This window comes from Rufibacter roseolus, assembly GCF_017916365.1.
In the GTDB taxonomy this organism is placed as follows: domain Bacteria; phylum Bacteroidota; class Bacteroidia; order Cytophagales; family Hymenobacteraceae; genus Nibribacter; species Nibribacter roseolus.
In genome coordinates this window covers 1,193,826-1,208,984 of sequence record NZ_JAFMSU010000001.1, presented here as the reverse complement: position 1 = coordinate 1,208,984, position 15,159 = coordinate 1,193,826, and the positions used below count along the sequence as shown (strand labels likewise).

The following is a 15,159-nucleotide window of genomic DNA, read 5'->3' as shown; positions in this document are numbered from 1 at the left end:
TTATTCGTATCCTAGACGTACAAAATAACTCTTTTCTATGGCGGAGCTAGTGGAGCACCTGTATCAGAAATACCTGGAATGCCGGAAGGTAAGCACCGATTCCCGGGCAGAACAAGATAATACGCTTTTTTTTGCATTGGATGGCCCCAATTTCAAGGGCAGCCAGTTTGCCCAGATGGCGCTGGATAAAGGCGCCCGCTACGCAGTGGTACAGGACCCCAGCATCACCGGACCCAACATCATCCAGGTAGAGGATTCGCTCAAGGCCCTGCAGGAACTGGCGCTGCACCACCGGTTGCAACTGAGCATTCCCTTCATCGGAATCACGGGCAGCAACGGCAAAACCACCACCAAAGAACTTATCAATGCGGTGCTCAGCCAGAAATTCAACGTGCTTTGCACCAAAGGTAACCTCAACAATCACATAGGCGTGCCGCTCACGCTTCTCAGCATCCAGCCCGAGCACGAGCTGGCCATCATTGAGATGGGCGCCAACCACCCTGGTGATATTGCCGAACTCTGCTCTTATGCGTTGCCCACCCACGGCCTCATCACCAACATCGGGAAAGCGCATTTAGAGGGCTTTGGGAGCCTGGAAGGCGTGGCCCGCACCAAAAGCGAACTGTACCTGCACCTGGACAAAGCCGATGGCACCGTCTTCGTGAATACTTCTAACGAACACCTCATGCGCATGGTACGCAGAATCGCGCGCAAAGTCACTTATTATCAACACCAAGACGATTATTCTGCCGAACTGCTGCAAGCCGCCCCGCAGGTTATTTACCGCGCCGCCAACGGCGAGGAAGTGCACACGCGTTTGATGGGTTCCTACAACTTTGAGAACATGATGGCCGCCGCATGTATCGGGCAGTTTTTCGGGGTGCCGCACGAAAACATCAATGCCGCCATTGCCGGTTACGTGCCCACGAACAACCGCTCCCAGATTGTACAGAAAGACACCAACACCATCCTGCTGGATGCCTATAACGCCAACCCCAGCTCCATGGCTCTGTCGGTCTCCAACTTCGGGCAGATGGCCGGTGAGCCTAAAGTGGTTATCTTAGGCGATATGCTGGAGCTAGGCCAGGAAAGCGAAGCAGAACACCGCGCCCTGGGTGAGCAACTAAACCAGCAGCACTTCGCGCAGGTGTTTCTCTGCGGCAAGGAGATGCGCTACGCCGCCGAGGTGAACCCCGATTTCCGCTACTTCGCCGAGAAAAGCGCCTTGGTGCAATGGCTCACCGATCACCCTGTTCGCAACAGCCACGTCCTGATCAAAGGCTCCCGCGGCATTGGTCTGGAAACGATGGTGGATTTGCTGTAAACGTCGCGATTGGCCCAGACGCTCGCAGGACCTGCGGACGCTGCGAGGTCTTTCACCTGCCGTTGTTGGTGTTATCACCAACAACCGAAACTGCCGCTGAACAAGCTGCTAAGGCATTCCTGGATTCCCCTCCTATGGGGGAGGGTTGGGTTCTTCGTTTAGAGCCCGATTTCAGAAAATCAGCCCAAAAACACTTTAGACCATTTCTGTTTCGGGCCTGTTTTTGAGAAAACAACCCCCGAAACGAACGCCATTAACTTACCCGTAAAAACAGAAAGGGAGACCATTTTCATGGTCTCCCTTTCTGTTAAAAGCAGGGCTACTTATTGCCTGATCACCTTGTTGTAGAAGATCTGATCCTTGTCAATCAGGCGCATAAAGTAGGCACCGGTGGCCAGGTTGTTCAGATCCAACTCGGTCTTGAACAATCCGCCCTGTACTTTCACCTCCCTTTCCAGGATTGGCGTACCCAGGGCATTGTAGAGGATGATGGTCACTTTCTGCGAGCCTTTCTCTGACAGGTATTCCACTTGGGCCTTGTCACGGGTCGGGTTCGGGAACAGCTTCACGTAGGTGTTGTTGAGGCCGTACGGTGAGTCCGTGATGTCATTCTTGGTGGTGGCACTGACCACGGCGGTGTAGTCAGACTGCGCGTTGGTGGCGTTGATGGCCTTCACGCGGTAGTAGTACGTGGTCTTGGAGGCGAGCCCCTTGTCTGCGTAGACGGTGGTGTTCGCAGGCAGCGTGGCTACCACGGAGAACGGCCCGGCTGGGGAGAGCGCTCTTTCCACTACTACCCCGGTCTCTGAAGTAGTATTGTCGGTCCAGGTCAGGTTGATCTGAGAACCGGATACTGCTTCCGCTGCCAAGGTCCCCGGAGCCTGAATGACTGGGTTCACCGCGATTACTTTAGATACCGAGGCGCCGCAGTTTCCGTCCACGGTGTAGGTGATGGTGAAGGTTCCGGTGCCTACCAACGCAGGGTTGAAGGTTCCGTTCACCACGCCCATACCGGCGTAGGTACCTCCGGCCGGCGAGCCGCCGGTCAAGGCAAATGGTGCTGTGGTCTCGGTTACCGGGGCCAGATTAGCCAGGGTTACCGCCGCGGCTGTGGTCACGGTCACTTTCTTCGTGACGCTGGTGGTACAGCCGTTCACCGGTACAGTGTAAGTCAAGGTGTGCGTTCCTACGCCTGCCGTGGCCGGGTTGAAGGTTCCGTTGGCACTTACGCCGGTTCCACTCCAGGTTCCGCCTGCCGGACTAGCGCCGGAAAGAGCAAAGGCAGCCTGATTCTGGCAGATGGTTTGGTCAGCGCCGGCGTTCACTGGTGCGGTAATGCCCACGGTGAAGGTTTTGTCGCTCACGTCTTTCAGACTAGTAGAGGTAGCATCTTCCACCTTGATCACGAAGTTATCCGAGGCCGGCAGCGTAGCCGGAACTGCCCAGTTGAGCGAACCGGTTGCCGTCTGGTTTGTGGCGATGCTCTGGAATGTCTGGCCGCCGTTGGCCGAGTAAGAGACGTTCACGTTCTGCACGCCCTGGCTTCCCCACGCAATCTTGACAGGAGTGCCCGGGCAGTACTGCTCGCCACCGTTAGGCTGCAGCACGGCCACTTTCTTGGTGTTATCGGTGCCTTTCACCAGCAAGCAAGCCTCGCCGGTCAGCTTCATCGGCTCCAGATTTCCTACGTTGTCCCTGCCTATAGAGAAGAAGCAGTAGGTTCTGCCCGGCTCTCCCTTGAAGGTGTAGGCCGCGCTGGCGCTCAGCTTGGCTTTCAGGAGGATGAACGCCCCTCCGTTCTCAGACACATACAGGTCATAAGACTGCACCCCACTGCCCTTCGCCTCGTCCTGGATAGTGATGGCTACCGGCGTAGTCGCTTCCACCAGGGCCGGCAAAGCCGACACTTTGGATTCAGGGGCCTTCGCGTCCAGGATGTTTTGGGCCCGGTTTGTGATAATTGGGTCATTTGTATCGAAGACAATGGAGCCTCGGGCGTGGATGGTATCTCCGGTCACGGCCGTGTTCTTCGGCAGCACAGTATAGGTCACGTAGCCTTCGCCGGCGCCGCTGGCGTTGTTTTTAGGCAGGAAGCCTTTCAACGGATCGGCGGGCGGTAAGCCGGTGCTTGGATCAACGGTCTGCAAAATCCAGAAGGCCTCATTCTCCACTACGTCTACCCCGGCGGTTACCTCCACGTTGTAGCCCACTGAATCAGAAAGCGCCAGGGTGGTCTGGTAGCTGGCCAAATCGGCAGGTACGTTGAAGTTGAACGGCCCGAACCCGAAGGAACCTAACCGGAAGCTCAGCGGATCCAGGTCTTTGTCCAGCGGCACGGTTACCCGCACGCGCTGGGCCGGTGCCGAGGCCCGGGTAGAGTCATTCTCATACGTCACCTTATAGCCCATCGGCACAGTAGAGGCTACCATCCGGTTCGGCCCGAAGCCTACGGGCCCGATGATCTCGTTCGGGTCACAGGACGCCACGATATCGGTGCAGAAGAACAATTTCCCGAAACAGCTGGCCACGTTAATTCCTAACTCCAGCGCACTGGAAGAGTTAAAGCAACCAATGAGGTCAATCACAAACTGGACATCGCGTTTCCGGTCTCCTTCTGGCAAAGAGCAGCTATAAAGAGACAACCCGAACTTACCGGCATTGAGCACCGCGCTGGTGATGACCAACGGCGTAGGACCGCCCTTCACGATACCAATGGTGGTGTTCACCGCATCACCCACGCCCCCAATAATAGCACTGGTGTAGCATTCTGAGGTAGCCGTGGACACTGAGCCTATCACCGCTGAATACGGATCGCTGGCGCCGGTGCGTACTTTCACCATCTGGTTCAGGAAGTCGAGTCCTTTTTTACAGTCATCCTCAGAGAAAATGGTCTCATCACACTTTTTAGGCGTGGTGGGCGGTTGGTTGTCATCTGGGTTCTGCGGCTGTTGCGGCCAGTCTGGGATATAAGACTTGCTGTACCGATAAGAACCCGGACCTTTTGGTCGGGACGTAGGTCTTCTGTGCGGAGGCGTTCCCGGCGGGGTGCCCGGAGGAGTACCTGGCTGTTCAGGACCAACCGGACCAGTAGGACCGGTTGGACCCTCGGGACCTGGGCCTTGCGGACCCGGACCACCTTCACCGCCTTCACCTCCAGATCCGCCGCCCGGGCCACCCGGCCCACCTGGGCCTCCGGGACCGCCCGGACCTGTTGGGCCGCCAACACCACCTTTACCACCTGCGCCACCGGTTCCGCCGCCAGGACCGCCGGCTCCACCTGGTCCACCAGCACCCGGGCTGATGGTGCCTGAGCCAGGACCGCCTTGTCCGCCGGGGCTACCGGGTTCACCGTAACCACCCGGGGCGCCGGGCACACCAGGCTCTCCCGTTTTGGGCACATATGCGGTAAAACACAGGTAAAGTGTATTGCCTGTTACTTTCACCGAGAACTTGCCTTTGTAGGTGTAGTTATAAGCCACGAAACGGGAAGTGTCAATGGCGAATTTGTCTGCAGAGAAACCGGTGATACCGCCCTCGGCCACGGCGATTGGCCAGCATTTGTCCACGGCTGGGTGCCAGCCTGCCAGGTAGCTTGGGTAGTTGTCATAGTCCAGCGAGGAAACCCTGATCACGAAGGGGTTCTGCGCCGTAGCGGTGATGTTCAATCGGCCGTTGATTTTCACCAGGTCCCAGCCCGGGTCTGCCCCGGCATTGCCATTGTACTTGTTGATTTCCCACAGGTAGTCCTGCCCCGGCGCAAACGTAGCCGTCGGCATGATGGTGGAACCTGGGCTGGCCCCCGGATCATAGTCAAAGGCCATCACCTCGGGGTTCTGGTCCTCTGACTGCGGCGACTGCGGATTGGAAGGAACTGGTCCGCAAACCGGGCAGGTGTAATCAAAACCCGTGGTGTCTGCGGAGGAGAGCAGCCCGTTGGAGATGAGGGTAGCCATGACGGCTTGCCCGAATTTACGCTGGTTTCCAGCCAGAGTGATTAATCCTTCCACCTGGTCTGCCTTCAGCAGGGCCGGATCAGCGAGGATTGCCCGGCGGGAAATCTCTATCTGCTCACTCAGGTTGGTCATGAGCGTGCTCTTGGAATAGGCCAGCAGTTTCACCGTGAGCGGGAATCTGTTCAGTTTGAAATCCTTGAGGCCTACGTTGAGGGCGATGGTCATCTGCTCACCCGGAGCCACGTTGCGGGAGATAAACGGAACCTCCTTGGCGCCACCTACCACGGTGTAATCGGTGTTGGGGATGCCGGGCGCGATGGGCCAGTCAGAACCGGTCAGGAACTTGCCTTCTATTTTCTCCACCGTCACATCCGCATCGCCCAGCACGGTAAGCGTACCATGCAGCACCGGGATATCCACGTTGGAAGTATTCCGGAAGGAGAAGGTGTACAGACCACCTTTGCCCCGGCGCAATACGTTGGGTGCCTGCGGCACATAGTCTACGGCGTATTTACTCGCGGCTTCCACGGTTACTCCTTTCGCCAGAATCTGCTGCTGATTGTTCGGGTTGGTGGCGACCAGGTCGTAGATTCCTTTAGGCGTGTTGGTCAGGTCCCAGCGGAGTTTCAATTCCATGCTGTTGACCATCTTCACCACCTCCGCGGTAGCGGCAGTGGTACCGTTACTTCCTTTCAAAGTGATGCTGATGCCCTGGCGGAACCCGGCGCCCAGCAAGGTGCTGCTCACCACGCCCTGGCCCATACGGTTAGGCGTGATGCTCATAATGGAGAACGGCAGCGCTTTGGCCAGCAAGGTCACGTTCTGGCTGCCCCCGAATCCTGAAGACGCTCTTACCAGCACATAGTAGTTCCCGGCTTTGGTCTGCGGAATGAGTACTTTCTGGTTAGGCCGGTTGACATCGGTGTACTTGAAGTCAAAATTGGCGGCGGTAGGGATGCGGTTGTAGGCCACATACACCTCGTTGAGGCCGTAGTTCTGGTCGCTGGTTAAGGTCAGGAACAGGTCCTGGTCGGCGGTAACAGCCACCTGGTAGAATAGCTGGTCATTGAGTTTGAGCGGCGCAATCTCCGGCACGTTCAGGAAGAGTGACTTGATCTTCACGTTGACCGGGGTGTCTCCTACTTTCTGGTTGTTGTTAAGGTTACTTTCGTGCACCGCGTTGCTGGAGTTGGCCAGCAAGATTCCCTGGTAGCTGTTGGGGAGCATGCCCGGAACCGGGGCCATCAAAGTGCCGGAAACCGTTTGGCCCGGCTCCAGGTTGATGCGGGTCTCGCCGTAATTCAGCAGCACATCCGAGGCCGCGTTCAGGGTAGCGTCGGTTGACAGGAAGGCGCTGTTGCGCAGGTTGCCCACCGCTGGTACCGTACCCGCGTTTTTCACCGTGTAAGCGGCCTGCAGATTCTCACCCAGGTACACGCTTGGGGTCAGGTTCACTTTCTCCACGATGAGATCGCCCGGAGGCGCTGTTGTGATCTTCAGCGGCAAGGCGATGGACAGGTTGTTGTCTTCTTTGTCGTGCTCAAAGACCATGTCCTGGTTATCGGTGCGCACAAAGAGGTAATAATCGCCATTGAGGTATTTGGGTACGTCCAGCTCCACGCTGTCTGTATAGCTGGCTCCTTTGGCCAGGGTAACGGTCCTTACCTTGCTGCCCAGATTCTGACTCGTAGCCGTGGAAGCCAGCGCCGGATCAAGCCCCAGCCAGATGGCGTCATGCCAGTAAGACCGGTCACTGATCTTGCTCACGGCCGTTCCCTGCCCCTGGTTTGTGATGGTGAATTTCACCTTCAGGTACTGACCGGCAAAAGCCACGTTAGACGCCTCCACCTTGGTCACCGCTAGGTCAGCGGCCGGGGAAGAAGAAAGGGTGATTTCCTTCACCTGCAGGTTATTGGTCCTGTTTACCTCATTGGAGATCAGTTTATCTGGGTCAACCAGGTGGATCAGGTAATAGGCACCGGACAATCCTCTGGGGATTTCTGTAGTATAGGTCGCGTTGTAAGTGGCGCCCGGTTCCAGCCCACTCACGCGGAAGTTCCTGAAGAAAAGCACGATGTCTGTGGGGTCCAGTTCCCGGTCTTTGGAGAGATACATTCCGTCTGCCCAGGAAGAGACAATGGGACTGCCGTTGCCTTCATTAAAGACCTTCCAGTCCAGTTTGATGGAGGTTCCGGCCTGGGCCACGGTTGGGGCGGTGAGCGCAGACACTTCCAAGTCTGGTTCCAGGGGAGCCAGTTTGATGCGCACCTTCGTCCCGAATCCTTTGAGGTTATTGGTCTCGTTGGTTTCGTAGATCCTGTTACGAGGGTCGGTCTGCACAAAGAAGTACGCGTCACCTTCCATGTTAGGGGCCCTTACCGTCATCTCGCGGTTCTGGGTCTGGGAAGGCTCCGGCTGGCCGGTGAACCTTTGGGTTCCTATCTCGCGGGTAGGGTCCCAGGTGGCCGTGGTGGAGTAGGAAACCGCATCCTGGTACTCAGCACCCGGTTTGCCGGTGCCGCTGTTTTTGACCTGATATTTGATTTTGAACTCTCTTCCGGCAATGACCTCGGTGGGCATCTCCACGTTCAAGACCTCCAACTCAGCGTAGTTACCGGCGGAGATCGTGATCTGCTTGTCGCTGCGTTTTAGGTTGTCATTTGTAAAAGTGTGCTCAAAAACCTTGTCGTCTTCATCAGTGACCAGGTAGGCGTAGTAGTTCCCGGCAATGCCCTCCGGTATCCTGATGCTCTTGGTCTCGGTGTAGGTTCCTTTGGCACCTACAAAATCCGCTCCCTGGGTCTGGTAAAACTTGCCCAGGCTGATGCTGTTCTCTTTGTTGAAAGTGGCTTCTTTGGAGATGTACAGGTGGTCGTGCCACACGTTTTCAGTAGCCCTGGGCGCGGAAGCACCGCTGTTTTTCACGGTCCAGGAGAAAGAAGCTTCGGTTCCGGCTACTGCGGTGTTCGGACCGCTCACAGCAGTCACGGCCAGGTTAGGCGGTGGTGTCAGTTTGATGGTGATCTCGCCGCTGGCTTTCACGTTGTTGCTCAGGCGGGAACCTTCGTCTACCCCGTCTTTATCAGCCGCGACCACGAACACGTAGAACTTCCCTACTTTATTGATGGGCAGCGTCACGGGGGCTACCAGGTTGTAGGTCTCGTTTCTGGGCAGCGGCACGCCGGTAAAGTTGCCGCAAACATCTTTCTGGGTGGTGCTTTTCAGGCTCACGAAGGAGTACCCCAGGTAGATATCATCCGCGGGCGAGAACTGGTTGTCTGAGGACAGGTAAATGCCGTCTATCCAGTAATGGTCATAGCAGCTGGCGGCTGGTCCTAATCTGGCACCGCGTCCGCCCACTACCTGCGTCTGGGGCATCACGCCGCTGGCGTAGGTTTTCTTACCCAGGGCACTCGCCTCGCCAATATTCTGCACCGAGTAAGTTACGTTGATGCTGCTGCCATTGAAGACATCCGTCGGCGTACCCACTGAGAGTACCTTTAGATCGGCCGTAGGGCCTACCTGGATGTTGAGGGTCTGGTAGACAAAGTTGTTCTGCTCATTGCCTTCGTGCAGGGTTTCCTTGCCCGTCAATCTACCTAGCGAGCATTGGTCTCCGGTGAGGGCTCCGGCGCAGTTGGCGTGCTCGTTATCGGTGATGACAAACAGGTAATAAGTACCGGGGGTAGCTGGCAGGGTTACGTCCTGCACCTGTTTGTAAGACTGCTCGGGCTGCAGATAGGTCACCTGCGGGAAAGTACCCAGCAACTGGTCTTCATCACGGCGCAGGTCAAGGTCGGTGGACAGGTACACCCGGTCTACCCACTGCGTATTCCCGGTGCCGGTCTTGCCGATATTTTTCACCTCCCAGGTAACTGGAATGGTAGCACCACTTGTAGCGCTGACCTGGATGGTTTTGCTTACAATGGTCAGGTCTGGGAGCGGGAACGTGCGGAAAGTCTGCACCGGCCCATCGGTCTGGCGGCAGTTGTTCTTGGCCACCACCTGCCACTTGTACACCACATCAGAAGCCAGCTTCTGGTTAAGCGTGTAGGCTGGTCCCACCAAATTGGAAGCGGCGGGGAACTGAGGCCGAGCCGATGCAGTTTCTGGCCAGATGTACACATCATAGGAAGTGGCATTGGCAACGGCATCCCAGGTAAGCGGAGTGGAAACAAGGACATTCTGGGCTCCGTTGGCGGGCTTCATGTTGGTGACCGCCCCCGGGGCTACCGGGTTGCCTACCACTACGGTGAGGGTCTGGGACTGGCCTTGCGCCCCGCAGGCGGATACCGGCGTCACAGTGATAGTGTGCGTACCCAGGGTGGTCCAGTTCACCGTCAGTATGGCGCCGGTTTCGGTTTTGGTGCCGCCCCCGGAGAGTTGCCAGGTGTAGCTGGCGGCATTGGAGTTTTTAGCCTCATATTTCCAAATGCCGGGGCAAACGCTGGTCAGCCCTTCAATGGCTTTGGGCTGATCCGGAGGAAGACAGTTGGCTTTGAACGTCTGCACTGGCCCGTCTTTCTCGTTACAGCTGTTTTTAGACACCACCTGCCACTTGTACGTCACGCCATACTCCAGCCCGCTGGTTACCCTGAAACCCAAATTGGTCAGGTTGTCCTCAAAGGGGAAGGAAGGTCTGCTGGTGCCGTTGTCTGGCCAGATGTACAGGTCATAGGAAGTAGCATTGGCCGCCGCACTCCAGCTCAGGTCCAGAGGAATCAATACGTTAGTTTTACCGTTATCGGGCAGCATATTGCTGACCATGCCCGGGGCAGACAGGTTCTGCACCGTTACCTGGATGGTACGAGCAGGGCCAGATTGTCCACAACCCACCGATGGGGTAACAGTAAGGGTATGCGTGCCTGCTTTGGTCCAGGTGACTTCCACGGAATTGCCCGTACCGGAAACAATCCCGGCATCCCCCACTGACCACGTGTAGTTCACCCCGTTGACATTGGTGACGCGGTATTGCTGCTGCTCCAGGCAGACCGTGGTCTTCCCGGTGATAATGCTCGGCTGGGCCGGCGTTACGCAGTTGATAATAAACGTCTGCACAGGTCCGTCGGTCTCCTTACACGCGTTTTTGGCCACCACCTGCCACTTATAGGTAATTCCGTTGCTCAGGCCGCTGGTGACCGTATGGGACAGCGCCGTCAGGTTTTCACCATTAGGCGTGAAAGGCCGGGAGATACCGTCGCGCCAGACATACACATCATAAGTCGTGGCATTCGCCGCCGCTGCCCAAGAAAGGTTCAAGGGTAAGGAAAGATCCCCGATGCCGTTGGCGGGTTGCATATTGCTTACCGCGGAGGGCGCCTGCATCTGGGTGACCGTGATCTGCACCGAACGCGCCGGACCGGTGGTACCACAAGCCAGAGAAGGAGTTACGGTCAAGGTGTAGGTACCCGGAGTAGCCCAGGTGATCATGGCGATGTTACTAAAAGAAGTCATGGTGCCGCCTCCGGACAAAGCCCAGGTGTAGGTTACCCCCGCCACAGAAGGCACAGAGTAAAACTCAGCATCGGGGCTCACGCAGACCGGGGTCTTGCCGGTGATTGCCGAGGGCTGAACCGGCGTGATACAACCCAGGGCAAAGGTCTGCTCCGCACTTTCGGTTGTCTGGCACTCTGTTCTGGCTACTACTTTCCACTTGTAAGTTACGCCATTCACCAGCCCGGAGGAAACCGTGAAAGTAGTGGCGGTGAGGTCATCCTCGTAAGGTCTGGAGGGCGGAACCGGTGAATTGGCTGGCCACAGGTAGAAGTCATAGGAAGTGGCATTGGCCGAGGCTCCCCAAGAGAAAGTAAGCGGCAACGACAGCCCTCCGGCATTCTGCGCGGGCACCATGTTGGCGATAGCCCCTGGCTTAGGACTGGTGACTACGTCTACCTCAAAGGAGGTAGTTTTGCCGGCCGGTTCGCAGTTACTGGTTATTTTAAGGGTAAGCGTGTGTTTGCCGGCAGTGGCCCAGTTCACGGTAACTTCCGGCCCTACCGCCGAGACAATGGTTCCTCCCGCCGAAACCGACCATTGGTACGTGGCTCCTTCCACCTCATAGACGGAGTATTTCCCTTGGCCCACGCAGTAATTCCCTTCTTCCTCGTTGAGGTAATCCGGCATTACTATTTTAGCGCAAAAGCTTCTCTCCACCGAGGGTGCCGGTGCGTACACGCTGTTTCCGCTTTGCTGGGCCGTCACGGTTACTTTCCCGAAGCCTTCAATCCAGAGGGTGTTACCACTCAGTATCTCGGCCGGGCCGGCGGCGGTATAGGTCACCGGCAACCCGGAACTGGCTTTGGCTTTCAGGGTAAAGCTGCCCTCCCCGTACCTGTCCTCCAGAGGCGCGAAGTCAATGGTCTGGGCAGTCTGGCCGGTAGACAATTTCCCGTTGCCCGTGAGCTGAAGAACGATCACCTTTTCGCCGCCATCAGTGTTTCCCTGGCTGTAGCCACCCTGATTGGTGACCACGGGCAGGTCAGTACTGTGCGAAGAACCCACCGCTACCACATTACCGTCTGCGTCTGTGGCTACGCCATTCAATACATCGTCTTGCAGGGAGCCGTAGTATGTGGCCCATTGCCGAGCCCCGGCGGAGTTGAATTTGAGCAGGAAGCCGTCTGTGTAGTCTTCTGAGGAACCTTGCAATTGGTTATAACCGCCGGCGATGGTCTGGGTGGGCAAACCCATGCCTTCGGAGATGCCTACCACGTAGATGTTGTTGCTGCGGTCGGCCACGATGCTTTTGCCGTAGTCTTCCTGCGGACCGCCGTAGTAGGTGGCCCAGGTACGTGCACCGCTGTTGGTGAATTTCAGGATAAAGGCATCTTCCTCGCCACCGGCCTGGGCCTGGTTGTAGGCGCCGCCCAAATTCTGGAGCGGAAAAGAAAGGCCTTCGGTGGTGCCGGTAACCAGCACGTTGTTGGCGCCGTCCACGGCAATGCGGCTTCCGTAATCTTCTCCCGTGCCGCCATAATAGGTAGCCCACTGACGCACACCTCCGCCCGAGAACTTCAGGATAAACGCGTCTGACTCATTAGTGGAGGCAACACTGGGTTGGTTGTAGGCGCCGCCCAAGTTCTGCACCGGCATGGCACCATACGCTTGGCCGGTCACCCAGATGCTGCCGTTCTGGTCGGTGGCTACGCCGGTGGCAATTTCCTCATTCCTGCCGCCGTAGAACGTGGCCCACTGGCGCACGCCGGCAAAGCTGAACTTGAGGATAAAGGCATCGTCATCGCCGCCCCGGGTGGGCTGGCTGTAGCCGCTGGCTGGCGCCTGCAGTGGAAAGTTGTTGCTGTTGGTGGAGCCTACCACAATGATGTTGCCCGCGCCGTCGGTGGCCACATCGTGCCCTTCCTCGCTCTCGGCCCCGCCGTAGTACGTACTCCAGAGTCGGGCCCCGCTGGCGCTCAGTTTCAGGATAAAGGCATCATCAAATCCATTTAAGGTGGTCTGCTCAAAGCCGCCGTTGGCCAGGCGGGGCAGGTTGGTGCTGGAGGTGGAGCCCGTCACGATCACGTTGCCGTTGGCATCCACGGCCAGGCCGCGCGCCGTCTCGTTGCTGCCGCCCCCGAAGAAGGTAGACCACTGCCGCACCCCGTTCTTGTCAAACTTCACCACAAAGGCATCATAAGAACCGCCGTGCAAGGTCTGGTTGTAGCCGCCGCTCACGGTCTGGGTAGGAAAATCCTCGCTGTAGGTGTTACCGGTGAAGTAGATATTGCCCGCGGCATCCGTGGCCACATCGGTGGCTTCTTCAAACAACGAACCACCGTAATAAGTAGCAAAAGGGTCTATGACCAGGTCTTTACCCATATCATAGGCCCCCACTTTGAACCCGATGTTGTTTTTGCTCTTCAGCGTAAAAGCCGAGGCCACTGCCTCCGCGGAGCCCCCTTCTTTTGCTTTCTGCTGATAGGTGTAAGGCGCCTCTTCCTGGATGCTTCCCAGCGGATGCACGATCTGGAGCTGCCCTTTTTTGTCAATGCTGATATCTGTGACTCCCGCGTACTGCATCTGGATGTCTGAGGCCTTCCCACCCGGATGGACCACAAAATCGTATTTCACGCCTTTAGCGCTGGCATGGAAAACCAGGTCGATGTTAGGATACACCTCCTGATAGACCAGCTTCTGGTAAGCCGGAACGCCCGTAATGCCCTGAGGGCAATGCGGGAGGTAATAGTTGTAGAATTCCTCGGCTTTCTGCTGGCTCAGGATCTTTACCTGCGGGTTGCCGTTGACCAGCCTCATGACCACCTGTTACTCCTTCATTGCCTCCTTGCCAGAGTTCTTTCCCTGCTTGCTGCTGCTTTCCTTCTTCTGGAAATTATAGATAATCTGGTCCGCGGCGAAGTAAATGGTCGCGCCTTGCACCATGGCCACATATTCTATTTCCTGCTGCAGGTTTCTTTTCTCCTTCTGAATCTGGCCCCGGTTCTGAATGAAATGGACTGGCTTAGTCGATTTTGGAGTTGCCGCCTGCACCCGCAGTAGGGTGAGCAGAAACATAATCAAGGCAAGGAAAAATCTGGTAGAGTAGCTTTTCATTGGCAAAAGGTAGCTGAGAGCGTGTTGGAGGAGTTCATAGGTTTAGAAAATGGGGCAATAACTTTCCAGGCAGCTTCGGACATGGATTTTTTCCACTACCTGAGAGCGCTGGGCTGGTACAAAAAAGAATAGTTTGTGGTACTGAAGGGGGATGATTTATCTTTTAACCAGATATCATAGGGCAAATGGCATTTTGGATGGTAGTCTTACTGGAATTAGATGACAAACCAAACCCTACAATCCCCTATTTGCTAATTAAAAATTAGAAATATTTAATTACCTGAATCTAACCATAGTAAAAAGTCTATATTCAATCCATTCTGGTGTCCAAGATGAGAATCGGGCTTTGTTTTATGTTTAAAGGCTCTTTTGTGAAAACCAGACCCAAAATGAAGAAGTGGTTATCCGGAAGAGATTGGCTAATGCTTATTCACCCGCCTGAGAAGACACTTTGTGAATGTTAGAAACGCTAGAGGCGCTACTGCCTGTTTTTGGGGTGATTTCCTAAAATCAAGCCGAAAATAAAAGTGGGTTGGGGAAAGCAATTAAGAGGAAAAGCTGTGAACTAAACCATTCTTCAATTCCCTGTTTCAGATCTATTTTTCAGAAAAACAGGTACTCACAAAAGAGCCTCTGCAGAATTGCAGAGGCTCTTTTGTGAGTATCAATATGCAAGCTTTAGAATGGAGACTCAAAGCCTTCCAGAGTGGGAAGGATTTCGTCTTTTTCAGAGACTAAGGGGTTGTCAATGCCCCATTGAATGCCAAGCGCAGGGTCATTCCAGAGCAAACCACCCTCAGAATCTTTGTGGTAATAGTTACTGCATTTGTACTGGAAAATAGTGCCTTCCTCCAACGCCACAAACCCATGGGCAAACCCCACCGGGATAAAAAAGGAATTGCGTTTCTCAGCGTCCAGGATACAAGTAACATACTGCCCATAGGTAGGCGAATCTTTGAGGATATCCACGGCTACATCCAAGGCTTTTCCTACTGTTACGCTAACCAGTTTCGCCTGCGCGTAAGGGGGTTTCTGGAAATGCAGTCCGCGTAAAACGCCTTTTTTGGAGATCGATAAATTGTCCTGCACAAAGGTCTCGGTGATTCCGGCTTCGCCAAATAACCGGGCACTGAAAGTCTCCAGGAAAGCCCCTCTCTCATCAGCAAAAATCCTTGGGGTGATTTCCACCACGCCCGCTAGTGGGTAGTTCTTTACTTGCATGTTTATGTCTTAAAGTAGATATCTTTTGAGTTATAGAAAGTGGTTTAGGTTTGGATTAAATCCTCAATCTATGAGCAGAGTGAAGTATAGGAAACCTGAACCTTAATCTTC

At 55.7% G+C, this 15,159-nt stretch carries 4 protein-coding genes; 1 reads left to right on the top strand and 3 read right to left on the bottom strand.

Annotated elements, in window-relative coordinates; translation table 11 throughout:
- The first annotated feature begins 37 nt into the window (after nucleotides 1–37).
- Nucleotides 38–1,324 carry a UDP-N-acetylmuramoyl-tripeptide--D-alanyl-D-alanine ligase gene (locus tag J3P35_RS04975; protein ID WP_210463251.1) on the top strand — a complete coding sequence of 429 codons (1,287 nt, stop codon included), beginning with the start codon at nucleotides 38–40 and terminating at the stop codon, nucleotides 1,322–1,324.
- 323 nt (nucleotides 1,325–1,647) lie between these two features.
- Here the strand turns inward: J3P35_RS04975 and J3P35_RS04970 are convergent, their stop codons facing one another.
- From J3P35_RS04970 to rfbC, 3 genes are all read right to left on the bottom strand, one after another.
- Nucleotides 1,648–13,530: a DUF7948 domain-containing protein gene (locus J3P35_RS04970; RefSeq protein ID WP_210463250.1), complete on the bottom strand. Its 11,883-nt coding sequence runs from the start codon at nucleotides 13,528–13,530 to the stop codon at nucleotides 1,648–1,650.
- 9 nt (nucleotides 13,531–13,539) lie between these two features.
- A complete protein-coding gene (locus J3P35_RS04965) occupies nucleotides 13,540–13,788 on the bottom strand; it encodes a hypothetical protein (RefSeq protein ID WP_210463249.1) in 249 nt (82 codons plus the stop codon).
- Nucleotides 13,789–14,505: 717 nt separating this feature from the next.
- Nucleotides 14,506–15,048 (bottom strand): dTDP-4-dehydrorhamnose 3,5-epimerase, encoded by a 543-nt coding sequence (gene rfbC, locus J3P35_RS04960; RefSeq protein WP_210463248.1) that lies wholly within the window; start codon nucleotides 15,046–15,048, stop codon nucleotides 14,506–14,508.
- Nucleotides 15,049–15,159 lie beyond the last annotated feature (111 nt).

Excerpts from the sequence above, each read along its gene's own strand:
- J3P35_RS04975 (WP_210463251.1), top strand. The coding sequence starts at position 38 with ATGGCGGAGCTAGTGGAGCACCTGTATCAGAAATACCTGGAATGCCGG.
- J3P35_RS04970 (WP_210463250.1), bottom strand. The coding sequence starts at position 13,530 with ATGAGGCTGGTCAACGGCAACCCGCAGGTAAAGATCCTGAGCCAGCAG.
- J3P35_RS04965 (WP_210463249.1), bottom strand. The coding sequence starts at position 13,788 with ATGTTTCTGCTCACCCTACTGCGGGTGCAGGCGGCAACTCCAAAATCG.
- rfbC (WP_210463248.1), bottom strand. The coding sequence starts at position 15,048 with ATGCAAGTAAAGAACTACCCACTAGCGGGCGTGGTGGAAATCACCCCA.